Source organism: Hydrocarboniphaga daqingensis, from assembly GCF_900129825.1.
GTDB classification, from domain to species: Bacteria; Pseudomonadota; Gammaproteobacteria; order Nevskiales; family Nevskiaceae; genus Hydrocarboniphaga; species Hydrocarboniphaga daqingensis.
Genome location: NZ_FQWZ01000001.1, coordinates 349,738 through 375,213 on the forward strand (window position 1 = coordinate 349,738; position 25,476 = coordinate 375,213).

The following is a 25,476-nucleotide window of genomic DNA, read 5'->3' on the forward strand; positions in this document are numbered from 1 at the left end:
AGATCGCCATGAAGACGACATTCAAAGTTATGGCGCTGGCCGCTGCGGCTGCCGCGTTTTCGCTGACGGCCATTGGCCAGGATGAAACCTCGACCGCCGCCGAAGCACCGGCAGCGCCGGCCGGCAACACCTTGCGCGCGGCCGAAATCATGCCGCGCGTCAGCCAAGGCCTGCTGCTGTCGGTGACCAGTACCGGCAACAAGGCCGTTGCGGTCGGCGAGCGCGGCAACATCATCGTCAGCACCGACGGCACGACGTGGACGCAGTCGCCCTCACCCGTGAATTCGACGCTGACGGCCGTGGCCTTCGCCGATGACGACAACGGCTGGGCCGTCGGTCACGACGCGGTGATCCTGCATACCACCGACGGCGGCAAGACCTGGGATGTGCAGCACTTCGATCCCGATCTGCAAAAGCCGTTGCTGAACCTGCTGGTGATCGACGCCCAGTACGCCTATGCGCTGGGTGCCTACGGCTTGATGCTGCAGACCACCGACGGCGGCGACACCTGGAACGAAGTCGATGCACCGCCGGTTCGCGCCGACGAACTGCACTTGAGCAGCATGACCCGGCTCAACACCGGCGAACTGTTCATCGCCGGCGAGCAGGGCACGCTCGCGGTGCGCGGCCTCAGCGGCCCGTGGACGCGGCTCGAATCGCCGTATCCGGGCAGCTTCTATGGCGCGCTGCCATGGGGCGAGAAAGGCGCGATCGTGTTCGGCCAGCGCGGCAACATCTTCCTGACCGCCGACGTCCACGCCGGCTCGTGGACTCAGGTCGATACCGGCTCGAAGCTGTCGCTGTTCGGCGGCACGATCGTCAACGGCAGCGGCGCGCTGCTAGTCGGCGCCGACGACTACTCGGTGCTGGTCAAGCCTGACGGCAGCTTCGAGGTCGTCACCGACGCCAAGGCGGCGGGTGCGACCTCGGGCGGCACGCTGTCCGGCGTTGCCACGTGGAAGGATGGCTTGCTGGTCGTCGGCGAAGCCGGCGTCAAGCCGCTGGCGCTGGGCAACTAAGCGCCGCGCCGCAATCGCGGCGAACAAGGCCCGGACCGCTGGCGCATCGCCAGTCGTCCGGGCCTTTTTGTTGGCGGCACGTCGCGGGCCGCGGCGACGACGGCCACCACCCCACCCGGCTAAAATCGCGGCCACATGGACAATCCCAGCCTCGCCGCCCACACGCCCCTGATGCAGCAGTACCTGAGCATCAAGGCCCAGCATCCGAACACGCTGGTGCTGTTCCGGATGGGCGATTTCTACGAGCTGTTCTACGACGACGCGCGCAAGGCCGCGCGGCTGCTGAACATCACGCTGACGCGGCGCGGCGAATCCGCCGGGCAGCCCGTGGTGATGGCCGGCGTACCGGTCCACGCGATGGAGCAGTACCTGGCGCGGCTGATCAAGGCCGGTGAGTCGGCCGTGATCGCCGAGCAGGTCGGCGAACCGGGCCTCGACAAAGGACCGATGCGGCGCGAGGTGGTGCGCATCGTCACGCCGGGCACCGCCACCGACGACAGCCTGCTCGATCCGCGTGCACAGAATCTGCTGGTGGCCATCTGCAAGCTCACCACACGCGACGGCGAGCGCTATGGCTGTGCCTGGATGGAGCTGTCGTCGGGCCGCTTCAGTCTGCTCGAAACCACCCGCGAAGCCGACTTGCGCGCCGAGCTTCACCGGCTGCGGCCCAGCGAGTTGCTGCTGGCCGATCACGATGGCGCGCCCTCCGACTTGGGCTTCGATGCAACGCGGCGGCCGCCGTGGCATTTCGATCCCGCCTCGGCCTACCGCTTGTTGCTGACGCAGTTCGGCACCAAAGACTTGCGCGGCTTCGGCTGCGAAGGCATGGACGCGGCGATCGGCGCCGCAGGTGCGCTGCTGCAGTACGTGCAGGACACCCAGAAGTCCTTGATGCCGCACTTGAGCGGCGTACGCGTCGAACAGCCCGAAGAGGCGCTGATTCTCGACCCGTCGACGCGGCGCAACCTGGAAATCGACCGGCGCTTGTCCGGCGAGCTCGACAACAGCCTGCTGCACGTATTCGACAGCTGCATCACGGCGATGGGCAGCCGTGCCCTGGCCCGTTGGCTGCTGCGGCCGCTGCGCGACCGCAGCGAGCTGGATGCGCGCTACGGTGCAATCGCCAATCTGCTGGATCATGAGCGCGAGCACCGGCGGCTCAGCGCCGTGCGCGACGCGCTGCGCAACGTCGCCGACCTGGAACGCATTCTGGCACGCTGCGCGCTGCGCTCGGCGCGGCCCCGCGATCTGGCCGGCCTGCGCGACACGCTGGTGATGCTGCCGACGCTGGCCTCGCTGACCTCGCACCTCGAAGCGCCGCGTCTGCAGACATTGACCCAGGCGCTGTCGCCGCATGCCGACCTGGCGGCGCAGCTGCAACGCGCGCTGCACGAGCAACCGCCGCTGACGGTGCGCGACGGCGGCATCTTCCAGGCCGGCTACGACGCCGACCTCGATCACTTGCGCGCCTTGTCCGAAAACGCAGACGGCTTCCTTCTGGAGATGGAACAGCGCGAACGCGCCGCCACTGGAATCGATGCGCTAAAGGTCGGCTACAACCGCGTGCACGGCTTCTACATCGAGATCGGCAAGACGCACGCCGCCAAGGTGCCGGCGCATTACACGCGGCGCCAGACGCTAACGCATTACGAGCGCTACATCACCGAAGAACTCAAGCGCTTCGAAGACCAAGTGCTGTCGGCGCGCGACCGTGCGCTGGCCCGCGAAAAGCAGTTGTACGACACGCTGCTCGACCAGCTCGGCGGCCTGCTGCAGCCGCTGCAAGCCACGGCTCAAGCACTGGCCGAACTCGACGTGCTGGCTTGCCTCGCCGAGCGCGCGCTGACGCTGAATCTGGCACGGCCCGAGCTGGTCGACGACGAATGTCTCAATATCACCGCCGGCCGCCATCCGGTGGTCGAGCGGATGATCGGCTCGGCCTTCGTCCCCAATGGCCTGTGCCTGGACAAGGACACGCGGCTGCTGGTGATCACCGGCCCGAACATGGGCGGCAAGAGCACCTACATGCGTCAGACGGCGCTGATCGTGCTGCTGGCACATGCCGGCAGCTACGTGCCGGCCAGCGCCGCGCGGATCGGACCGGTCGATCGCATCTTCACGCGGATCGGTGCCGCCGACGATCTGGCCAGCGGCCAATCGACGTTCATGGTCGAGATGAGCGAGACCGCAAACATTCTGCACAACGCAACGCGGCGCTCGCTGGTGCTGATGGATGAGATCGGCCGTGGCACGTCGACCTATGACGGCCTGTCGCTGGCCCGCGCCTGCGCCGAACATCTGGCGACGCAGGTCGGCGCCTACACGCTGTTTGCGACGCACTACTTCGAACTGACGCAATTGGCCGAGCGGCTGCCGGGCATCGCCAACGTGCATCTGGACGCCGTCGAGTTCGGCGGCAGCGCCGGCGAAGCGCCCAAGCTGGTGTTCCTGCATCAGGTCAAAGCCGGACCCGCCAATCGCAGTTATGGCTTGCAGGTGGCGGCGCTGGCCGGCTTGCCGACGCGCGTCGTCTCCCAAGCCCGTCGCTACTTGGTCGAACTCGAACAGCAACCACCTGCGATAGTCACCGGCGCTACGGCGACGGCCGCGATGCCGCCCGCAGCGTCGCCGCAACTGCCGTTGTTCCAGGCGCCCAGCATTCCCGCTGAGACGCTGCGATTGCTTGAACAGATCGATCCCGACGGCTTGTCACCGCGCGATGCGCTCGACTGGGTCTATCGGATCAAGCAGTCGCTGAAGCACTGAGCCGCCCGGGCCGGCATCGGGCCGGGCTACGGATGCGTGACGCGATCAACCGAACCGGGCGATCTCGGATGCGACGCTGCGCAAGCTGACGACGCGATCGACGGCGTCGAGCTTCACGGCTTCGCGCGGCATACCGTAGACGATGCAGCTGGCCTCGTCCTGCGCCAGCGTCGTGGCGCCGGCATCGCGCATCTCCTTCAGCCCATGCGCGCCGTCGTCGCCCATGCCGGTCATGATGATGCCCATTGCATTGCGGCCCGCCTGCTTGGCAACGCTGCGGAACAGCACGTCGACCGAAGGTCGATGCCGACTCACCAGCGGCCCGTCGACGACTTCGACGTAGTACTGCGCGCCGCTGCGACGGACCAGCAGATGCTGGCCACCCGGTGCAATTAGCGCGCGTCCCGGCATTACGCGATCACGGTTGACCGCCTCGCGAACTTCGATCTGGCACAAACCGTTCAAGCGCGCGGCAAAGCTCGCGGTGAACTTCTCCGGCATGTGCTGCACGACGACGATGCCGGGCGATGTACGCGGCAGCGCGGTCAGGACCTGCTCCAGTGCCTGCGTACCACCGGTCGACGTGCCGATCGCGACCAAACGCTCGGTGGTCTGCGTCAAGGCACCGGACGACGGCGGCGACAACACGGCATCGGCCGACAGCTTCGGCGCAACGGCGTGAGCAGGCGTGATGCGGCGCATCCGCGCGTGCGAGGCCGCCTTTACCGCTTGCACCAACTCCACGGCAGCGTCCTGCATCAAGAAGCGCCGTACGCCGATGCCGGGCTTGCAGACGATCCCGATCGCGCCAGCTGCCAGCGCTTCGATCGTCGTCTCGGCACCTTTCTCGGTCAGCGACGAACAGATCACCACCGGCGTCGGCCGCTCGGCCATGATCTTGCGCAGGAACGTCAGCCCGTCCATCCGCGGCATTTCGATGTCGAGCACGATCACGTCGGGCCAGCGTTGCGCCATCTTGTCGAGCGCGAACAGCGGGTCCATCGCCGACCCGATCAGCTCGATGCCGGGGTCAGCCGTCAGCACCTCGGATACCACTTGCCGCACCACTGCCGAGTCATCGATGACGAACACACCGATCTTGGCCATGCTTGCTCCTCGCCGCATCCGGCACGTCGATGGCGCCGGGTATGTGATGACCCGGCTCGTGCCGAGGCCGGGTGATGATCGAAGTTGCCCACGTCTGTGGCCCCCGCTTCGTTAACGGCGCCATGCCGGCAAAATTGAGCGCAGCGCCCGATCGGCCGATCACCCACAGCTCCAAGACCGCTCATTCCCCGACGCACGGCACCGCGCAAGCACTACAGCTTTAATCACGCGGGCCGATACGGCTTCAGAGGGTTGCAACGTCGGCGTTGGTCGATGCAGTGCGACCACGAACGCAGGACCGTCGCAGCTCACCCCATCTGCATCGGTTCCCCGATTCGCATCGAGGAGCGGGATGATGATCAATCAACAGGACAGCATGACGCTGCCTCGCGTGGCCCTGTGAAGGGCTCCGGATACACCAAGCTGCTCGAGACACTCAATCGCTGGCAGCCGGATACGGCGGCTGCCTTGTTCTACGTCAATCTGTGTCATCTGCGGTCCGTCAACCGTCTTGCAACCCCGGCGGTTGCCGATCGGCTGGTTGCCGATGTCGGCAAGCGCCTGCAGAAGTGGGCCGGACCGGACGGCCTGTCGGCACGGCTATGGAGCGACGAGTTCATCGCCATCAAGACGATGGATCACGCACAGCAATCCGCGGACGAAGCCAAGAGTTTGCGCGATGCGCTGACCGAGCTTCGCTACACCGGCAGTCATGGCGCCAGCCAGCTCGCTGTCAGCATCGGCGTCGTGCCGTTGCGGATGCCGCTGGATTGGCCCGCCACGCTGGGCCAGGCGGAAGAGGCCTGCGAAAACGCCAAGATGCGCGGCTTGAACCAGATCTCGTTCCACAGTTCGATGACGCGCGTATCCCGCCCCCACGGTGGGTCCGACGCCGTCACCGAGTTCCGTCGGTATCTCGACCATCATCAGTTGAGCTTGCAACCCCAACCGATCATGGACATTCGCGCCCGCGAACCCCGGATCGCCAAGGCCGAGTTCCTGCTGCGCATCGAGCGCGAGCCCGGCGTCTGGTCACCGCCACCGCCCGGCATGATCGAAGCGCTCGAGGTGCATGGCTTGTCGACCGAACTCGACAGCTTCTCGGCACAGCATCTGCTGGCCTGGATCGATGAACACCGCAGCCTGCTCGACCGCCTCGACGGCGTGTCGCTGAACCTCTCCGCACCGTCGTTCATCGATGGCCTTTTCATGGGCAAATTCTTCGATGAAGTCCGTCATGCCCGGCTTCCACGCAACAAGCTGTGCATCGAGATCACCGAAACCGCGGCGATCAAGCACCTGAACGTCGCGGCTGAAGTGATCCTCGACTTCAAGACGCTGGGCTGCCGCTTCAGCCTGGACGACTTCGGCTCCGGCCTGTGCTCGTTCGGCTATCTGCACTCGCTGCCGGTCGATGAGGTGAAGATCGACGGTACGTTCATCCGCGAGCTGGCGCACAGCTCGGTGTCGGAGAAGATCGTGCGCGCGATCTATCAGGTCGCACGCGCGACCGGCAAGACGACCGTCGCCGAATTCGTCGACGACCCGCGCAAGCTCGCCGTGCTGCAGGAGATTGGTTTCGACTACGCGCAGGGCTGGCTGTTCTATCCGAGCATCCCGTCGGAGCGCTTGATCGAGCTGGTGATGGTCGATCGTCGGGCCAGTCGCGCCATGGTCGCCGACTAGCGAAGCGCATCACGGTCGTCATCCGGGCCCGCATCGTCGCGGCCCGACTCTGGTACGGATCCAGAGCGTCACCGGCGGCCCGTGGCCGTCAGCAGGCTGTTCCCGATACCAAAATGGCGGGCTCTTCCGACGAACGCAGCATCGATGCCACGTTGTCGAAGAACCCGCCGTCGCACCGCGATGCCGAACTACGGCATCTGTGTGATCTCGCCGTTCAGAACTCCGTCCACTGGTCTTCGCTGCCACTGGCTCCGCCGGCCGACGCAGCGGCAGACGACCCACCACCCGCGCTACGCCGTGCCGGGCGGTTCGCAACGCTGCCACCGTTGGACGTCGAAGCCGAGCCCGCGCCCCTGGCCGTACGAGTGACCAGTTTGGTAACGGCCGCACGCGGTGAAGACGGGGAGCGTGCGCCCGTGACGGGGCGCGCTGCGACCACGGCCACTGGTGCAGCCGTGCTTGCAGCCGGACCGGCGGCACTGACGACGAAATGCGATACCGAGCCATTCAATCCAACGGTCTGCTCTTCGAGCGAGCGCGCTGCGGAGGATGCTTCCTCGACCAACGCCGCATTCTGCTGCGTCACCTCGTCGAGTTGCGTGACGGCGCGATTGACCTGCTCGATACCCTGGCTCTGTTCCTGAGACGCTGCCGCGATCTCGGCCATGATGTCGGTGACCCGCTTAACGCTGATCACGATCTCGTCCATCGTGGTACCCGCCTGCTCGACAAGTCGCGAACCGGCGCCGACTTTCTCGACCGAGTCACCGATCAGCGTCTTGATCTCACGCGCGGCACCGGCACTACGCTGTGCGAGGCTGCGAACCTCCGATGCGACGACCGCGAAACCGCGGCCCTGCTCGCCGGCACGCGCCGCCTCAACGGCTGCATTCAAGGCCAGAATATTGGTCTGGAAGGCAATGCTGTCGATCACCGTGATGATATCGACGATCTTGCGAGACGACTCGTTGATCTCGGCCATCGTCTTGACCACATCACCAACGACCGTACCCCCACGTCGCGCCACGTCGACGGTACCCAGCACCAGTTGATTGGCTTGCTTGGCGTTGTCGGCATTCTGCTTGACGGTCGAGGTCAGCTCTTCCATCGACGATGCGGTCTCTTCAAGCGAGGCGGCGGTCTGCTCGGTGCGTGTGGACAGATCCAGATTGCCGGCTGCAATCTCGGTCGCGGCCAGGCTGATCGCCTGGGTCGACTGTTTAATCTGCCCGACGACGCTGGCCATGTTGTCGATCAGTTGATTGACGCCGGCGCAGAGCTCGGCAACGGCCCCGGTCTTCCCTTCCATCGGAATCTGAACCGTCAAGTCGCCACTGCAGGCGCTATCGACGACGGTCTGTGTCTGCTCCACTGCTTCCGACAGCAGACGCGCCTGCATGACCTGTTCCGTCACGTCGGTGGCGTACTTGACGACTTTGAACGGCCGGCCAGACCGATCGAAGATCGGGTTGTAGCTGGCCTGAATCCAGACCGAGCGACCGTTCTTGCCGAAGCGTTGGTAGCGGCCGGTGTCATGCTCGCCTCGCGCCAACTTGTCCCAGAACGCGCGGTAGCCGGGTGATTGACGCTCGTCGCGATCGACGAACATCGAGTGGTGCCGACCGATGATTTCATCGGCGGTATAGCCCATCACATCGAGAAACAATCCATTGGCCTTCTGGATGCGGCCGTCCAGACTGAATTCGATGACGGCTTGCGACTTTCCGATCGCATCGAGCTGTCCTTCGAAATCGGCGTTACGCAAGGTTTGCTCGGTGATCTCGGTCGCATACTTGATGACCTTGGTCGGACGATGGCCACCGTCGAACACCGGGTTGTAGCTGGCTTGCAGCCAAATTTCCCGCCCGCCCTTGGCAAGGCGCTTGTAGGAAGCCGCATCGTATTCACCGCGCGCGAGCTTTTCCCAGAACAATCGGTACGCATCCGAGGCCCGATAGGCCGGCTCGACGAACATCGAGTGATGCTGGCCGATGACCTCAGCCCGCGTATAGCCCATCGTGTCCAGGAAGTTCTGGTTGCACGACAGGATCTTTCCGTCGACCGAGAACTGAACGACGGCCTGCGAGCGGTCGATGGCTGCGGCCTGAGCACGCAGGTCGCGGATCTGCGATGAGCTGATCAGCCGCGACCACCAACTCCGCCATGAACGACCTGTGCTCAGCTGATGGATGTTCTGGTTCGAGCTGCCCGTCATCGGAAATCCTTTGGACCTGAAGTCCGTTTTTCTATCAATAAAACGCCGACCGAGCCCATGATTCGGTGTCGAGCGCTACCGCCGTCGCGGCGGCCGGTCGCGACGGGCGCTGCCTCACGCGGCCGCCATCATTTGAGGGAGATCCTGGCTTTCAGCCGGTGCGTACAGCGCGAGTTCGGCGCTGTGCAACAGCTTGTCGATGTCCATCAGGATCAGCATCCGGTCGTTGACGTTGGCCAGCCCTTGCAAGTAACTGGAATCGAACGAAGCACCGAACTCCGGCGCCGGCGCAATCTGCTCGGGCAGCAGCGGCACCACATCGCAGACGCTATCAACGACGATGCCGACGATGCGACCGCCGATATTGAGCACGATCATCACCGTCAGGTGATCGTATTCAGCGTTGCCCAGCTTGAAGCGGATGCGAAGATCGACCACCGGCGCAATCGTGCCGCGTAGATTGACCAAGCCCTTGATGTACTCCGGCGCATCCGGAACCCGGGTCACCGCGTCGTAGCCTCGGATCTCCTGCACGGCCAGGATGTCGATGCCGTACTCCTCGTCACCGAGCGTGAAGCTCAGGTACTCGCGTGGATTCTGTTTGATTTCTTGCGGTTTCATGTTGGCTTCCCCAAATCAGGCCGCGAGCGCGCGGCCGCAGTTGCGAACCACTTCGGTGACATCGACGATCAATGCAACGCGGCCATCACCCAAAATCGTGGCGCCGGCGACACCGAATACGCGCCGGTAATGCGCCTCCAGGCTCTTGATCACCGCCTGCTGCTGGCCGATCAGTTCATCCACCAGCAGCGCGAGCTTGCAGCCCTCGGCTTCGAGCACGACGGCAATCGCCTGGTGCGGCGGCTTAGCGGCACCGGGGACGCGGTACAGATCGTGTGCCGAGATCATCGGCATGTATTCATCGCGGACCTTCAGCACCATGCCTTGGCCGGCGACACGCTTGATCTGCTCGGGCAGAGGCTGCAAAGACTCGATGACCCCGTTCAGCGGCACGACGAAGGTCTCGCCACCAACGTCGATGAACATGCCGTCGATGATGGCCAGCGTGAGCGGCAGGCGAATGCGTACCGTGGTACCGCTGCCTTCGACGGACTTGAGCTCGACTTCGCCGCCAAGCTGTTCAATGTTGCGTCGCACCACATCCATGCCGACGCCACGACCCGATACGTCGGTAACTTCGCTGGCCGTCGAAAAGCCCGGCGCGAAGATCAGATTGAAGACTTCGGCATCGCTCGCGTTGTCCGATATCGCCAGTCCGTTCGAACGTGCCTTGGCGATGATGCGGCTGCGCGATAGCCCACGTCCGTCGTCGATGACCTCGATGACGATCTGTCCGCCTTGATGCGCCGCCGTCAGCGTCAGCGTGCCATGGGCGGGCTTGCCGGCAGCGGATCGGTCCTGAGGCGATTCAATGCCGTGATCGATGCAGTTGCGAACCAGGTGGGTCAGCGGATCGCCGATGCGTTCGATGACACTCTTGTCCAGCTCGGTGCCTTCGCCGATCGTCTGCAGCTTGACCTGCTTGTCGAGGCGCGCGGCCAAGTCGTGGACCATGCGCGGGAATCGACTGAAGACCGAGTCGATCGGCAGCATCCGGGTCGACATGACCGATTCCTGCAGTAGCCGCGCCGTGTGTTCCAGCTGCTGCACCGCCGCCAACAGACGTTCATGGACCAGTGGGTCGAGGCCCTGGGTGTACTGCGTCAAGCTCGCCTGGGTGATGACCAGTTCGCCGACCAGATTGATCAAGCCGTCGATCTTGTCGGTTGAAACCCGGATCGAGCTATCGGCGTGGGCGCGCGACTTGGCCGCGTTAGCCGGGGCGGTCGCCGCGCTGGCTGGCGCGGCGCTGGCGGCGGCGGCTGGCGCGTGAATGGGCACGACTTTGGCGCTGGGCTCGGCGACCGTAGCAGCGCGCAGCGGCTCGATCTGCAGATCGCACTCGTCCTCGACCCAGGCAAACATCTCGCGGACGGAATCCAGGCTGCTCGAACCATGCAGAACCAGGTCCCAGGCGGTGAGGCACTGAACCGGGTCCAATGATGAGAACCCAGGCAGATCGCCCGGATGACGCGCGACGACGTCAAGACGTCCCAACTCGGCCAAGGCGCCGAAGATGCGCAAAGGATCATTGCCGCTGGCGAATAGATCGGCATGCGGTGCGAACCTGATCCGCCAGCCCGCTTCGCCGGGTGCGGCCTGGCTTCCGGCGACCGCGTGACTGACCTCATCTGGTACGGGTATCGCCGAATCGGCGTCGCTTGAATCCGGATGCAATGCCTGTTGCAGCTCGTGCTGCAGACGTGCGCTGAGCTCGGCGTCGGCCTGGCCGCCATCGCGGGCGGCGGTCAGCAGCGCGCGCACCTGGTCTGACGACCGCAGCAGCAGCGAAACCAGAGCATCGTCGACGCCGCGGCTGCCGTTGCGAATGCTGTCGAGCAGGGTTTCGACGTGGTGGGTGAACTCCGCAACGGCGGTGAATCCGAACGTTGCAGCGCCCCCCTTGATCGAGTGCGCCGCACGAAAGATATCGTTGACGGTTTCGGCGTTGTTAGCGCCACCTTCGAGCTGGAGCAGGCCCTGCTCCATCGCGTCGACTCGTTCAAAGCCTTCCTCGAAGAAGGCCTGGTGGAATCGGGCCAGATCGATCGCCATGGTCGTATCAGCCGATGACGCGCTTGATCGTCGAAATCAGCTGCTCCGGCACAAACGGCTTGACCATCCAGCCGGTCGCACCTGCCGCCTTGCCCTCCAGCTTCTTCTCCGGCGTGGACTCGGTGGTCAGCATCAGCAGCGGTGTGAACTTGTATTCGCTGAGGCCGCGCAGTTCGCGCACCAGCGTCAGTCCGTCCATGTTGGGCATGTTGACGTCGGCAAGCACCAGATCGAACTTCTGCTTGCGCGCCAGGCTCAGTGCGACCACGCCATCTTCGGCCTCGGTCACATCGAATCCGGCGGAGCTGAGCGTGAATGTCACCATCTGGCGCATCGAAGTCGAATCGTCAACGGCGAGAATTCGGTTGGACATGGTCTTGTTACTCGATGGAAGGCAGTGAAGACGGCGCGGCCTGCAACAGTGCAGTAGCGCCAAACAGAGCCGCCGCCTGCTGCAGCGACTCGGAAGGATTCAGGATTTCGACCGCTTGGTGCTGGCGCTTGCGCGCCTGCGCGAACAGCCAGAGCACTTGCATCGCTGCCGTGTGCACGCGTTCAACCGCCGACCCGTCGATCCGTACCGGCTCGATGTGGTCGACGACATCGGCGAGCCGAGCGTGCAGTTCGCCGACATGATCGATGCCGAGCTGAGCCGGCAGCGTCAGCGGCATTGCAGCCTGCGCTGCATTGAGCGACGTTGCGACGGCGCTGGTGTCGATGTCGAGGCTCATCTGAACTCCTGATTACGATCGGGAAAACGGCTCGGTGCTGCGAAACTTGAGGGGCTCAGGTCGCCCGCTTACCGACGGCGCGGCAGGCTCGACCAGCGGTCAGAACAGCTCGACGGCGCCGGAATCCATGCTGACTTGGGCCACCGGCTTGTGCTGGGGCTGACGCCAGTCGCTCACCGTCAGGGCTTGATTGATCGCCCCGTTGGCCGGCGCCGGCACACGCAGCGCGGCGCTGCTACCGGCCGGGGCATGTACCTGGTCACTACCTTTGACCAGTGCCAGAGACCCAACTTCGGTGTTGATCGAAACAAGACGCGTGACATGGGCATCGGCCGCTGCCAGTGCCTGCGTTGCGATGTCTTCGAATTGCAGGCTGCGCACGGCTTCGGACACGGCGACGCCGATACGCTCGCCGCTGGCCGATACTTCCTTCATGCCCTCGCCCAGCGAGCGGTTGACGTCCTTGATCCGCTCCAGCATCAAGTCGACTTCGGTTCGCGCACTTTGGCTGCGCTGCTGATGGCGCTGCGCCATGCCGCCGACCGTTTCACGGACCTTGGCGATGGCATCCTTGGAACTGGCGACGCGCTTGCGGATCAGCTCGTTGAAATTGTTGGAACGCTCCGACAGATTTCGCACCTCTTCGGCCACGACTGCGAAGCCTCGTCCCGCCTCGCCGGCACGCGCCGCCTCAATGGCGGCATTGAGTGCCAACAGGTTGGTCTGGTCGGCAATCGAGCGCACATCGCCGAGCAACTCGAAGATCGCGTCGAGATGCGACACCATCGCATCGATCTGCTGGATGCTGGCCAGACTCTGGGTACCGACCTCCGACAAGGTATCCACCAGGTCACCGGTGATCTTGCCGGCCATCTCGGCGAACTGACGGACGCTGGCACGGCGGCTGTCTTCGCCATCGGTCTGGTCGAGAATCCGGCTGACCACGGCGTCCTGCTGCCGGGCGTGCTTGTTCATCGCATCGAAGCTGACCGTCAATTGACGGATCGCGCCTTGAACCAAGCTGCGGACTCGGGAGATCTCGTGGCGCAGACCTTCGACTTCACCTGCCAGCCCGTCGCGCAACTCGCTCAGACTGCGCTCCTGCCCGTGGCGCTCGGCGTCTAGAGCCGCGTCATGCAGCGCGCGTTCGCGCTCGGCAGCTCGCTGCCTGATGTAGAACCATGCCCAGGACGCTGCCGTCACCACGGCCAGCAACAGCCCAAGTCCACGCGGTACCTGTACCAAGGCCGCCAGGGCCGTCAGTGCCGATACTGCCGTCGCTACGCCTTCAGGTCTGATTTTGATCATTTGCCCGTCATCCGCGTCGGCCCGGAAGCGGGCCGTCCCTCTAGGTTTATCGGCCGGCGATGGCGTTGCTTGAGTCGCAATCGAACCGGATTCGTTGATTTATGCAGCCGACCAATCCAGCAACTGCGAGGCGATGTGCGGTAACGGGCAAACCTGCTCCGCCGCGCCCAGGCGATGCGCAGCCCCCGGCATGCCCCACACCACGCAGCTGGCTTCGTCCTGCACCAGCGTGCGGGCACCGGCGTTGCGCATGGCCAACAGCCCCCGGGCGCCGTCGTCGCCCATCCCGGTCAGCACGGCGCCCAGAGCATTGCTTCCAGCAAACTTCGCGACCGACTTGAACAACACGTCAACGCTGGGGCGATGCCGGTTTTCCGGTGCACTCTGATCAAGACGACACACGTAACGGGCACCGTCACGCGCCAAGCTCAGATGCCAATCGCCAGGCGCGATATACACATGCCCCGGCACGATCTGCTGACCGTCACGCGCCTCACAGACGCTCATTGCCGAACTGCGATCCATCCGCGCCGCGAATGGCGCCGAGAACATCGCCGGTATGTGTTGCGTAATCAGGATCGCCGGCGCGTCGGCGGGCATCGCCTGCAACACCTCCTTGATCGCCTCGGTACCGCCGGTCGACGCGCCGATCGCAATGATGCGGTCCGTCGTCCGGAATACCCGGCGCGACGGCGCCGACGCGGCCGCTGCGGGTCGTGACCCATTGTTGATCGTGCGCACACGAGCGGTGGAGGCCGACTTGATCTTGGCGATCAGGTCGGCAGCGTACTGGCGCACACCGGCTTCAAGATCGATCTTGGGTTTGGTGACGAAATCGACTGCACCGAGCTCGAGCGCCTGAAAGGTCACATCGGCACCGCGCTCGGTCAGTGATGACACCATGACCACCGGCATCGGACGCAGCCGCATCAGGTTTTCAAGGAACGTCAGACCGTCCATCCGCGGCATCTCGACATCGAGTGTCAGAACATCGGGGGACAGCAGCTTGATCTTGTCGCGTGCCACCAAGGGATCGGGCGCGGTACCGACGACTTCGATCGAACGGTCTTGCGATAGAAACTCCACCAGCAGCTTGCGCATCAGTGCCGAATCGTCGATGACGAGTACGCGGATACGCTTGTCGGGAATGGCCATCAGCGGTCCTTATAAGAATAGAGTTAGAACAACTCGATCGAGCTCTCGGCAGGACGACGATCGACCCGACGGCGATACTGCTCTTCACGACGGACCAGCTCGTTGCTCTCCACCGCGGGCAGACGCTTGACCAGCATCCGACCGCTCGCAGGAAAAAAGTGAACACGCCGCGGGAACACATCGAACAAGTCCTGCGCCACGACCCGAATGCCCTCAGCACGCAGGTAGTCGATCGCAAAACGACCATTGCGATCGCCGACTGGATTAAACGTCATGCCGGGGAGCACTGCTCCACCGCCGGCCACCTTGGCTTCGAGACGTTCGCGCCGGGCGCCGAGCTTGAACAGCTCGTTGATCAGCACTTCCATCGCATAACTGCCGTAACGGGCCGAGTCGCCGCCCAGCGAGCCATCGGGCCCTTCCGGCAGCATGAAGTGATTCATGCCGCCGACCAACGCGACCGGATCGTGGACGCAGGCTGCGACGCATGACCCGAGCACCGTCACCAACATCAGATCCTCACCGGTTGCACGGAACTCACCGGGGAGAATCTTGATGGCTTGCGCCAGGAATCGACTGTCGTAGTAGCCGTCGCTGGTGTTGCGACCGGCGGCCTGATCCAATCCTCGCGCGGAGGGCTTCATGTCAGCGTTGTGCCTTTCGATAGATGGTGCGACCGCAGGACTCGATCAGGTCACCGGCATGAAAGAAGCTCTCGGAGTGACCCGCGAAGAACAAGCCATCATCCGCCAGCACCGGCACCATCCGGCTCAGCACCTGATACTGCGTGGGCTTGTCGAAATAGATCATCACGTTGCGACAGAAGATCGCTCGGAATGGACCTCGAACCGGATAGCGCGGATCGAGCAGATTGAGTTGCCGGAACGTCACCAGCTCGCGTAGCTCGTCGACAACCCGAACCAAACCCTGGTTCTCACCGGTTCCTCGACGGAAGAATCGGCGCTTGCGCTCCTCGGACAGACGCTCGATGCGCTCATCGGCATAGACGCCCTGACTTGCGGTGTCGAGCACCTGCGTATCGATGTCCGTCGCCAGAATCGATACCGGCGGCTTGAGCGTTCCAAATACTTCAGCTGCGGTGATCGCAATCGAGTACGGCTCCTCGCCGGTGCTCGCGGCCGAGCACCACAGCAACATCCGCTCGCCGGGCGCCCGCTTGGCCAGCAGCTCCGCCAGTCGAACGAAGTGGTGCTCTTCTCGAAAGAACGAGGTGAGATTCGTCGTCAATGCGTTCGTGAACGCCTGCCATTCCGCATCATCACCGCTGCTTTCCAGCTGATCGAGATACTCGCGGAACGAGGTCATCCTCAATGCGCGCAAGCGGCGACCGATCCGGCTATAGACCAGGTCGCGCTTGCCGTCGTTGAGCGCGATACCGGCCCGAGCATGGATCAGGCCGCTAATACGCTTGAAGTCGGCAACGGTGAACGTGAACTCGCGAATCGACGACGAGTCACTGCGCACCACACAGGCGTCGAAATCATCGACGGTACTGATGCCATGGGATTGCAAGGGCTGCTTCATCTAGGGGCTCCCGAGCGATTCATCGCCATCAGAACTCGGTCCAGGCATCGGACTGCTTGACCACGCCGGTCACGCTACGGGCGCCGCCCGAGTTAGCACTGGCAACTGCCGGGCGCCGCAGTGGTGTCACGGCGGCGGCCTTGGCCGGAGCCGGCCGCGGCTGCCAGCTGACCACCACTGGCGATGCGTTACCGCCAGGGCTACCTGAGGCCGACGCGTCGGCCGTATCAAGACGGAACTTGGATACGGCACCGCTGAGACCGGTCGTCTGCTCCTCGAGGGACCGCGCAGCAGCCGTCGCCTGCTCGACGAGCGCCGCGTTCTGCTGCGTCACCTCATCCATCTGCGTGATCGTCTGATTGACCTGCTCGATGCCCTGGCTCTGCTCCTGGGACGCGGCCGTGATCTCGGCCATGATGTCCGTCACTCTCTTCACGCTGGTGACGATCTCGTTCATCGTCCGTCCGGCCTGTCCAACCAGCTTGGAGCCGTTATCGGCTTTCTGCACCGAGTCATTGATCAGGCCCTTGATCTCCTTGGCCGCCGCTGCCGATCGCTGCGCCAGGCTGCGGACTTCGGATGCAACGACCGCAAAGCCACGCCCCTGCTCACCGGCCCGGGCCGCCTCGACCGCTGCGTTCAGCGCCAGGATGTTGGTCTGGAACGCGATACCGTCAATGACGCTGATGATGTCGACGACCTTCTTCGACGATTCGTTGATCTCGTTCATCGTCGTGACGACCTGATCGACGACCTGACCACCACGTACCGCGATATCGCTGGCACCGATGGCCAGCTGATTGGCCTGACGGGCATTTTCGGCATTCTGCTTGACGGTCGAGGTCAGCTCTTCCATCGACGATGCCGTTTCCTCCAGCGAAGCGGCCTGTTGCTCGGTGCGTGACGAGAGATCGGCATTACCGCTGGCGATTTCACGCGATGCGCTATTGATCGTATCGGTTGCGTTCTTGATGTCGGCCACGCTGCGAGCGAGCTGACGGACGCTACGATTGCTGTCGTCCTTGATCTGGGCGAATGCACCTTGGTAGTCGGTTTCAATACTCTGCGTCAGATCGCCTTCGGCCAGAGCGCCCAGCACCCGGCCGACATCGCCGATCACCGCGTTCATATTCTCGACCAGTGTATTGACGCCCTCGCACAAGCTACGCACCGAACCGGCTTTACCTTCCAGTGGGATGCGCTGGCTCAAATCACCGAGCCGCGCCGCCATGACCACATCCTGGGTCTGCTCGACCGCCTGCTGAAGCGCCGCTGCCTCATTGACCTGCTGCGTGATATCGCTGGCGTACTTGACGACCTTGAAGGGCTTACCGTTACCGTCACAAATCGGGTTGTACGACGCCTGCAGCCAGACATCACGACCATCCCGATGAATCCGGCGAAAGCGCGAGGAAATATTCTCGCCGCTGCGCAGCCGCTCCCAGAACTGCGCATATTCGGTGCTGCGACGCTCTTCGGCGTCGACGAACATCGAGTGATGTCGACCCTTGAGCTCCATTTCGGTGTAGCCGACGGCGCCAAGGAAGTTCTCGTTGGCACCGAGGATCATGCCGTCCATATCGAACTCGACGACGCCCTGCGATTTGCTGATCGAGTCGAGCCGGGTCCGCGCTTCAATATCGCGTTCCTTCTGAATCAGCTCGGCGGTCACGTCGCGCCATTCGACCACATAGCCCAGGCGCGCACCGTCCGCGTCGATGACCGGATTCAGAACCAGATGGAAGCGGCGGCTACCCATCTTCAGATTGGCGTTGTGCGTTCCCGTCATCTGTTCGAGCACGCGCTGCTGATGCGCCGGATGCTTGTGAAAGCTGTCGATGTTGGCGCCGATCAAGGCCGACGCTCGGAAGTCCGGTAGATCGACACGGATCTGCGCCTCGACTTCGTTGAACATGGCCTGCATGGATCGATTGATCCACACGATGTTGCGACCTGCATCGGCAATCATCACGTTGGTATTGACCGAGTTAAGACCCTGCTCGATCCGGCGTACCCGGGCTGATTCGACGACATCGCTCTGATGTCGCTGCAGCAGATTGAGCTGCATGCGCTTGAGGGAGCCCATGATGCTGGCATCCAGATGCGATGCCACTTCATTGACGAAGTCGAATTCGCCCTTCGCAATGCGGTCGGCGACACGCATCGCGTCCTGAGGCTCGGCGCCGAGTTGGGCCATGATCCGGCGGGTCAGAAACAGGCTGAGTGCGGCCAGCGCGATCGACATGAACACCAGGCTTCCGATCTGGGCGAACGTCACACGTCGGGCTGCCACGGCACCTTCGGCATCGATACGAGCCGAGTTAGCCTGGATCTGATCCCCTAGCGCCGCCAGCGAATCCTCAAGCACGACAAAGCTCTGCTCGAAGCCCGGCAGCAGAGTGCGTGCACGCTGCGGACTGGTCGCCGCAGCTGCAACCAACTCACGCGCCTTGCTGACGTAGTCATCCAGCTGCGGCCTCACCTGATCGAGTTGACGGTTGAATTCGGTGTCAGCATTGAGCTTTGAAACCGATTCAAGCGAGCTGCGGATGCTATCCACGTGGCGCCCGAGACTATCGGTGCTGGCCGCTGACTGGGCCGCTGCGTCCGACACGCTCTGCGGCAGCAGCACGGTCAGTACATCGGAATGAATCGCGTCGTGCATCATGTCGATCTGCATCTGATCGCGGATCGCCGCCGACACTGCGGATTGATTGTTGGCCATCGCGAGCAAGCGCTGCTGCCCGAACCAGCCCAGTGATCCCAGCGAAAGTGCTCCAAAGATGCCAGCCCCGGCGAGCAGCATCAGCCACTTTTTCGTCGTCATTATTTTAGTCCTGTCGACGATGTCCGGTTGAGGCGCCCACGCTCCCCAAACATCCTGTTAATGGTTCGGGCTCCACCGACCTGATGCGGTGGGCTGACGTCTTGCCTGGATCGTGGCTCCGACGATCCGATTGCGAAACGGGTCCTGTCGGCCGACTGACCGTGTCTGCTCACGATCAGAGGGCGTGAATCATCGTTCGACCTGCGCATCGGGATCGGCAGCAGACGACCCGTAAACCTTTTCAGGTTCGCCGGTGTCAGCCGCCATCTCGGGCGATGCGCATCCATGTTGTATCCGGTCGTATGATCCGTCTCGGATAACGGCCGGAGCGGGCGTTCCTTTAGCGGTATTGAGCAAGCCTTCGACGAAACCGCTGCGCGGCAGTATTCCGCCGATCAACAGCGGATCAGAACTCTGCCCAGTGATCGCCGGCCGTCGCCGCGTCGATGGCAGCACGCTTGGCGACAGCCGTCGATCCTGTGCGTCGCGGCCCTGTCGCGCGGCGCATGCGCGATGCGGTGTCCGCCAGGGAGGTGGGCAATGCCGGTGCGGCCGGCGCGCTGGATTTGACGACGCTCAGCAGCGGCGCCGCCGGCTCAACTTCGGCGCGCTCCGACTGAGCGAGGCGGAACCGGGATACCGCCGTGGCCAGATCGGTCGCCTGCGACTCGAGTGTCCGAGCGGCCGCTGACGCCTGCTCGACAAGCGCAGCGTTCTGCTGGGTAACTTCATCCATCTGCGTGATCGTCTGAGTGACCTGCTCGATGCCCAGACTCTGCTCTTGGGATGCAGCGGTGATCTCCGCCATGATGTCGGTGACACGTCGAACACTGTTTACGATTTCGCCCATCGTCTGTCCGGCCTGCTCGACCAAGCGCGACCCGCCATCGGCCTTCTTGACCGAGTCCGTGATCAGCGCCTTGATCTCTTTGGCCGCCACTGCACTACGTTGCGCCAGGCTCCGCACCTCGGACGCAACGACGGCAAAGCCCCTGCCCTGTTCACCGGCTCGAGCCGCTTCGACAGCCGCATTCAGCGCCAGAATATTGGTCTGGAACGCGATGCCATCGATGACGCTGATGATGTCGACCACCTTGCGCGAGGACTCGTTGATGTCGGCCATCGTCGTCACGACCTGGTCAACGACCTTACCGCCCCGTATCGCGATATCGCTGGCCCCGATCGCCAGCTGATTGGCCTGCCGCGCATTTTCCGCATTCTGCTTGACCGTCGAGGTCAGTTCTTCCATCGACGAAGCGGTTTCTTCCAACGAGGCGGCCTGCTGCTCGGTGCGCGACGACAGATCGGCATTGCCGCCGGCAATCTCGCTCGCCGCCATATGAATCGCATCGGCACTGAGTTTGATCGACGCGACGCTCGATGCCAGCTGCTGCAGACCGCGGTTGCTGTCGTCCTTGATCGATGCGAACACGCCTTCGTACTGAGCGTCGATCGTTTGGCTGAGATCACCTTGGGCCAGCGCGCCCAGAACACGGCCGACATCGTTGATGAACGTTCGAATGTTGTCGACGAGCGTATTGACCCCTTCGCATAGCGACCGGACCTCGCCGTCCTTTCCGTCGAGCGGGATCCGCTTGTCCAGATCGCCTTGGCGGGCCGCCTCGACCATATGTTGAGTCTCGGCTACGGCGGCGATCATCGCCTGCGAGGCTTGGACCTGTGCCGTAATGTCGGTGGCGTATTTGATCACCCGCCGCGTTATACCCGCTGCGTCGCTGACCGGGCTGTAAACGGCTTGCACCCACAGATCGCTGCGGTCCTTACGGATTCGGCGGAACTGCCCGGCGATGCTCTCGCCCCCACGCAAGCGCTTCCAGAACTCACGGTACTCATCGGTATCGTGCAGCGCAGGATCAACCAGCGACCGATGATGCTGTCCCACCAGTTCGTCCAACGGGTAACCGATCGCGGCCAGGAACAGCTCGTTGGCATCTACGATGTTGCCGTCGAGATCGAACTCGATGACCGCCTGCGTGCGACGGATCGCGGCGATCCGCGTCGAATAATCGGCCTCACGCTCGCGATCGGCTTCGCCACGCAGCCGCAGCTGAGTCTGCATCGTATCCAACCGTGCCAGTAGCGTACCGAGTTCGTCCTGGGTTACAGCGCCGATCGGATTGTCGAGACAACCGGCGGTGATGCCTTCGGCTACCGACAGCGCCCGTCCCAGCGGGATCCGGATGGCGCGGGCGACTCGCCAGCCAATGATGATCGACAGCAGCGACAGCAACAGCGTGGCGACGCCGACGGTCACCACCGTGGTCTGGAACTGCTCAGCCGTCGCGACTGCCGCTTCGTTACGCCGCTGATGCTCCAGATCGATCACGTCATCTATCGCCTTGGATAGCGCGCGGCGCGCCTCGCTCGACGCATCGGAGAGCGCTTGCAGCTGTTTGAGTTCGCCGGCTTGAACCGCCTCGACCAAGCGAGTGCCGACCTCATACGAATGTGAGGCCGTCTGCTGCATCGCGGTGATCCGAGCGGCCATCTCGCCGCTTTCACCGGCCGTCATCTGCTCGTACTGCTTGGCGGCTTCCACATACGCCACACGATCGTCTTGAAGGCTCAGCAGTTCGTCACTGCGCATTTCCTCGTCGCGAGCCTGCAGCAGTTGCAGTTCATCAACGCGGATCTTCAGCAGCTGAGACTCCAGATCGGCTAACTGCTCGACGCGCTTGAGCACCGTCTGTTCGAGGTCAACCACGTAACCATTGGCCTCGTTCAGACGGGCCAATGAGAAGCCTCCGAGCAGCGCGGTGAGTAGGCAGGCGACGCCGAACGCGACGTACAGCTTGCCTGCGATGTTCAGAGAACGGATGCGCTTCATATCGACCTCTACGTCGTATCTATCGGTTGGGCTTTCGAGGAGTCAGTGTTGGGAGTCGTCACGGGTGTCGACGATGTCGCGCATCCCGGGATTGGCATTGAGCCAGTGCTGCTGGGTCAGCACTGCACCTCCGAGAACCGTCCCCACCCGGTCAAACAGCTCGCATGCCGACTGCGCGAACCGATCGCGAATGCGGACAGACGTCCGCTTGTTTACTGGGGGATTCCGTAAGGCAGGAACATGATTCATGGTAATGGCCTCCTGTATCGATACATGCGTTGCGACACGTGCCGATACGGCGGCACACCGGGCTAGTTCAATGTAATGGCATCCACCAATGCGTCCAGATCAAGCAGGGTCAGCAAGCTGTCGTCGAATACGACGTGACCACTGACGGCATTGTCCGTGCCCGGCACTGCGACGGTGGGAGGCGGCTTGATCACCTCGCGCTGCAGCGAATACAGCTGTCCGATTCGATCGACGCGCAGCGCGAGTACTTCGCCGGCCGACTCGACGACGATCAAGCAGTTTTGATCACCACTGAGGCCCTGCCCTTCGACCTGCAGACGTCCGTGCAAGTCCAGCACCGATACGATGCGTCCGCGTAGCGCCGCTACGCCCAGTACGAAGCGCGGTGCGCCGGGCACCGCATCAATGCTGGCTTCCGGCACGACTTCGCGAACACAGCCGATGCGCAGTGCAAACGCCTGCTGCGCCACTTCGAAGCCGACCCACCGGCTGATTTCACTGGCTGGCGCCTGACGTCCGACAGAGCTGGACTGAGCGTGCATGGCATGACCCCGATGGTTCTCTCAGAGGGTTAGCGGTCGCAGCGCGCCAATCTTTAGTCCGCCGGTATTTCCGAATCGCCGACGCCGGACGTTATAGCCCTGAGCAGACGCCAAAGCTGCGTCCGTGAACCAAAACGATCCGTGATACAGGGAGCTGGGATGAACGTCAGAAAGCAGAAGGCAGCAGCCAGGGTTCGGTCATCGGGGGATGCATCGACCTGGGGCAAGCTGAAGGCAATGTCATGTGTGCCGCTGGTGGTGGGCGCCGAGTTGGCCTTGATGTCCTCGGGGGCGATCGCCGCCGACGCCGAGTTGCAGGTAGCGGCCGCCGACACCCAAGTCGCGAGCCTGGAAGAGATCATCGTCACCGGCACGCGCCGTAGCGGCGGCCTGCAGGCCTCCGAAAGCCCGGCCCCGATCCAGGTGATTGGCGCCGAAGCGCTGTCGGAAACGAGCCGCCCTGACCTGATCTCGTCGATCGCGCAGATCGTGCCGTCGTTCACCGCGCAGGCGTTCGGCGGCGACATGGCCAACCAGACGCTGTCCGCCAAGCTGCGCGGCCTGAGCCCGAACCACGCGCTGGTACTGATCAATGGCAAACGCCGCCATACGACGGCCAATCTCGCCGTGTTGGGTGGGCCGTTCCAGGGCGGCGCTGCTGCCGACTTGAACTTCATCCCCGCCGCATCGATTGCGCGCATCGAAGTGCTGACCGACGGTGCGGCCGCTCAGTACGGCACCGACGCGATCGCCGGCGTGATCAACATCATCCTGAAGAGCGGCTACGAAGGCGGCAGCGTCGACAGCAACTACGGCAAGTACTTCGACGGCGGTGGCGATAGCATTTCGCACAGCGGCAACATCGGCTTCGGCAGCGGGCCCGAGGCATTTGCCAACCTCACGGTCGAAGTTCGCAACAAGCAGCGCAGCAACCGCGGTGGCGCCGATCCGCGCGTCGCGGCCGTCAACAGCACCACGCCCTATCCGAACAGCAACGTGACGCTGGTGCGCGGCTATCCGTTCCTGAACAAGATCGTCGGCGACCCGGAAATCAAGACCGTCGTCTCAATGCTCAACGCCGGCTACAAGCTTGGGTCGGTCGACCTGTACGGCACGGCCAGCGTCGGCACCAAGAAGGCCAACTCGTTCCAGAACTACCGGATGCCCAACCGCGCGTCGTTCACCAAGGTGACGACCGATAGCGATGGCGACACCACGACCGAGAAAGTCTATCCGTACCCGTTCGGCTTCAGCCCGCGCGAAGCGATCGATGAAACCGACATGGGTTTCACCGGTGGCGCCCGCGGAACGGCCGGCGAGTGGAACTGGGATCTTGCGACGACCTGGGGTCGCGACGAGGTCGACATCGCCACGATCGATTCGATCAACACGGACTTGTACGCTGACACCGGCGCCTCGCCGACCAGTTTCGATTCGGGCGCCTACATCGCCAGCCAGCTGACCACCAACTTCGACGTCAGCCGCGAGTACAACGTCGGCATGGCCGGTCCGATGAACCTCGCTCTTGGTGCGGAAAAGCGCTACGAAACCTACGAATTGGAACAAGGCGACCCGGCATCGACCTATAAGTCGGGCGCGTCGTCCTTCCCGGGCGTGCAGCCCGGCGACGCCGGCCGCCATAGCCGCCACAACGTCGGCGTCTACGCCGACGTCGCGCTGACGCCGATCGACAAGATGCTCGTCGATGCGGCGATCCGCTTCGAGGACTACAGCGACTTCGGCAACACGACGATCGGCAAGCTGACGTCGCGCTATGACTTCACGCCGAACTTCGCGCTGCGCGGCACCGTCAGCACCGGCTTCCGCGCGCCGACGCTGGCCGAGTCGTACTACACGGCGACCAACGTCGGCCCGAGCAGCGCGTTCGTGCAGCTGGCGCCGAATGCGCCTGCCGCCTCGCTGCTGGGCCTGGGCGACGGGCTGAAGCCGGAGAAGTCGACCAACCTGAGCTTGGGTGTGGTGATGCATCCGACCGACATGCTGACGGTCACCGTGGATGCGTATCAGATCGAAGTGCGTGACCGCGTCGTCGGCTCTGGCTCGCTGTTCAGCCAGTTCGTCGGCGACACCAAGGAAGACGGCACTGCGATCTCGGCGGCCATTGCGGCCAATGGCAACGTGCTCGACCCGACCGTGACCACGCGCGGCATCAATCTGTTTGCCAACGGCCTGACGACGCGCACGCGCGGCGTCGACGTGGTGATGACGCTGCCGCAGACCTATGACTTTGGCCGCGTTGACTACAGCCTGTCGGGCAACGTCAACAAGACCAAGGTCACCAAGGTCAACGCCAGCCCGGCCGAACTCGGATCGCAGCCGCTGTACGACAAGACCGCGATCGCCGATCTCGAAACCGCGTCCCCGCAGTACCGCGTGAACTTTGTCGCCAGCTGGAGCCGCGACATCTACTCGGTCACCTTGCGTGAAACGCTGTTCGGCAAATCGTCGGCGCAGGAACTCGGCAACGACGGCACCTACTACGAGACCAAGGTCGACCCGGCGTTCATCACCGACCTCGAGGTTTCGGTCAAGCCGACCCCGTCGATCACGCTCAGCCTGGGCGCCAACAACTTGTTCAATGTCTATCCGGACAAGAAGCGCGCCGATCTGCTGAAGACCTACACCGACACGCTCGACACCTCGGCGGTGACCTTGTATCCGACGTACTCGCCGTTTGGCTTCAACGGTGGCTACTACTACGGCAAGGTCAGCTATTCGTTCTAAGCCTGACCGCATCCAGCACGCGGCCCGCTTCGGCGGGCCGTTTGCTTTCCGGGGCCG

The 25,476-nt window shown here is 63.5% G+C and carries 18 protein-coding genes; 4 read left to right on the forward strand and 14 right to left on the reverse strand.

What is annotated here, in order from left to right; all coding sequences use genetic code 11:
* Positions 1-8: 8 nt before the first annotated feature.
* Both BUB09_RS01540 and mutS read left to right on the forward strand, forming a co-directional pair.
* Positions 9-1,019, forward strand: coding sequence for a WD40/YVTN/BNR-like repeat-containing protein (locus BUB09_RS01540; RefSeq protein WP_175550079.1), 1,011 nt, complete (start codon positions 9-11; stop codon positions 1,017-1,019).
* Positions 1,020-1,154: 135 nt separating this feature from the next.
* Positions 1,155-3,785 carry a DNA mismatch repair protein MutS gene (gene mutS / locus BUB09_RS01545; RefSeq protein WP_072893147.1) on the forward strand — a complete coding sequence of 877 codons (2,631 nt, stop codon included), beginning with the start codon at positions 1,155-1,157 and terminating at the stop codon, positions 3,783-3,785.
* A gap of 45 nt (positions 3,786-3,830) precedes the next feature.
* Here the strand turns inward: mutS and BUB09_RS01550 are convergent, their stop codons facing one another.
* Positions 3,831-4,892 carry a protein-glutamate methylesterase/protein-glutamine glutaminase gene (locus tag BUB09_RS01550; protein ID WP_072893150.1) on the reverse strand — a complete coding sequence of 354 codons (1,062 nt, stop codon included), beginning with the start codon at positions 4,890-4,892 and terminating at the stop codon, positions 3,831-3,833.
* Positions 4,893-5,291: 399 nt separating this feature from the next.
* On the opposite strand from BUB09_RS01550, the gene BUB09_RS01555 reads away from it, so the two are divergent.
* Positions 5,292-6,578, forward strand: a complete 1,287-nt coding sequence (locus BUB09_RS01555) for an EAL domain-containing protein (protein WP_072893155.1) — start codon at positions 5,292-5,294, stop codon at positions 6,576-6,578.
* Positions 6,579-6,792: 214 nt separating this feature from the next.
* Here BUB09_RS01555 and BUB09_RS01560 read toward each other — a convergent pair whose 3' ends face one another.
* The 13 genes from BUB09_RS01560 to BUB09_RS01620 form a co-directional block, all read right to left on the reverse strand.
* On the reverse strand, positions 6,793-8,793 hold the full coding sequence (locus BUB09_RS01560; protein ID WP_072893159.1) for a methyl-accepting chemotaxis protein: 2,001 nt from the start codon (positions 8,791-8,793) through the stop codon (positions 6,793-6,795).
* 114 nt (positions 8,794-8,907) lie between these two features.
* Entirely contained in the window at positions 8,908-9,414 is a 507-nt protein-coding gene (locus tag BUB09_RS01565) for a chemotaxis protein CheW (protein WP_072893163.1), read from the reverse strand.
* Between the two features lie 15 nt (positions 9,415-9,429).
* On the reverse strand, positions 9,430-11,469 hold the full coding sequence (locus BUB09_RS01570) for a chemotaxis protein CheA (protein ID WP_072893166.1): 2,040 nt from the start codon (positions 11,467-11,469) through the stop codon (positions 9,430-9,432).
* Between the two features lie 7 nt (positions 11,470-11,476).
* Complete coding sequence (locus BUB09_RS01575; RefSeq protein ID WP_072893170.1) at positions 11,477-11,842, reverse strand: response regulator; 366 nt, start codon at positions 11,840-11,842, stop codon at positions 11,477-11,479.
* Positions 11,843-11,849: 7 nt separating this feature from the next.
* Positions 11,850-12,200 (reverse strand): STAS domain-containing protein, encoded by a 351-nt coding sequence (locus tag BUB09_RS01580; protein WP_084083073.1) that lies wholly within the window; start codon positions 12,198-12,200, stop codon positions 11,850-11,852.
* A 99-nt stretch (positions 12,201-12,299) separates the two neighbouring features.
* Entirely contained in the window at positions 12,300-13,508 is a 1,209-nt protein-coding gene (locus tag BUB09_RS01585; RefSeq protein WP_139250059.1) for a methyl-accepting chemotaxis protein, read from the reverse strand.
* Positions 13,509-13,607: 99 nt separating this feature from the next.
* Positions 13,608-14,663 (reverse strand): protein-glutamate methylesterase/protein-glutamine glutaminase, encoded by a 1,056-nt coding sequence (locus BUB09_RS01590; protein WP_072893174.1) that lies wholly within the window; start codon positions 14,661-14,663, stop codon positions 13,608-13,610.
* Positions 14,664-14,686: 23 nt separating this feature from the next.
* The gene (gene cheD / locus BUB09_RS01595) at positions 14,687-15,307 is read right to left on the reverse strand and encodes a chemoreceptor glutamine deamidase CheD (protein WP_175550080.1); all 621 of its coding nucleotides are present in this window, start codon (positions 15,305-15,307) and stop codon (positions 14,687-14,689) included.
* Between the two features lies 1 nt (position 15,308).
* Positions 15,309-16,208: a CheR family methyltransferase gene (locus BUB09_RS01600; RefSeq protein ID WP_084083074.1), complete on the reverse strand. Its 900-nt coding sequence runs from the start codon at positions 16,206-16,208 to the stop codon at positions 15,309-15,311.
* Between the two features lie 28 nt (positions 16,209-16,236).
* Positions 16,237-19,035, reverse strand: a complete 2,799-nt coding sequence (locus BUB09_RS17540; RefSeq protein WP_072893177.1) for a methyl-accepting chemotaxis protein — start codon at positions 19,033-19,035, stop codon at positions 16,237-16,239.
* Positions 19,036-19,441: 406 nt separating this feature from the next.
* Positions 19,442-21,883, reverse strand: coding sequence for a methyl-accepting chemotaxis protein (locus BUB09_RS01610; RefSeq protein WP_072893181.1), 2,442 nt, complete (start codon positions 21,881-21,883; stop codon positions 19,442-19,444).
* A 42-nt stretch (positions 21,884-21,925) separates the two neighbouring features.
* A complete protein-coding gene (locus tag BUB09_RS01615) occupies positions 21,926-22,132 on the reverse strand; it encodes a hypothetical protein (RefSeq protein ID WP_072893186.1) in 207 nt (68 codons plus the stop codon).
* 62 nt (positions 22,133-22,194) lie between these two features.
* Entirely contained in the window at positions 22,195-22,674 is a 480-nt protein-coding gene (locus BUB09_RS01620) for a chemotaxis protein CheW (protein ID WP_072893191.1), read from the reverse strand.
* Between the two features lie 237 nt (positions 22,675-22,911).
* On the opposite strand from BUB09_RS01620, the gene BUB09_RS01625 reads away from it, so the two are divergent.
* Positions 22,912-25,419, forward strand: a complete 2,508-nt coding sequence (locus BUB09_RS01625) for a TonB-dependent receptor plug domain-containing protein (protein ID WP_072893197.1) — start codon at positions 22,912-22,914, stop codon at positions 25,417-25,419.
* Positions 25,420-25,476: the final 57 nt, after the last annotated feature.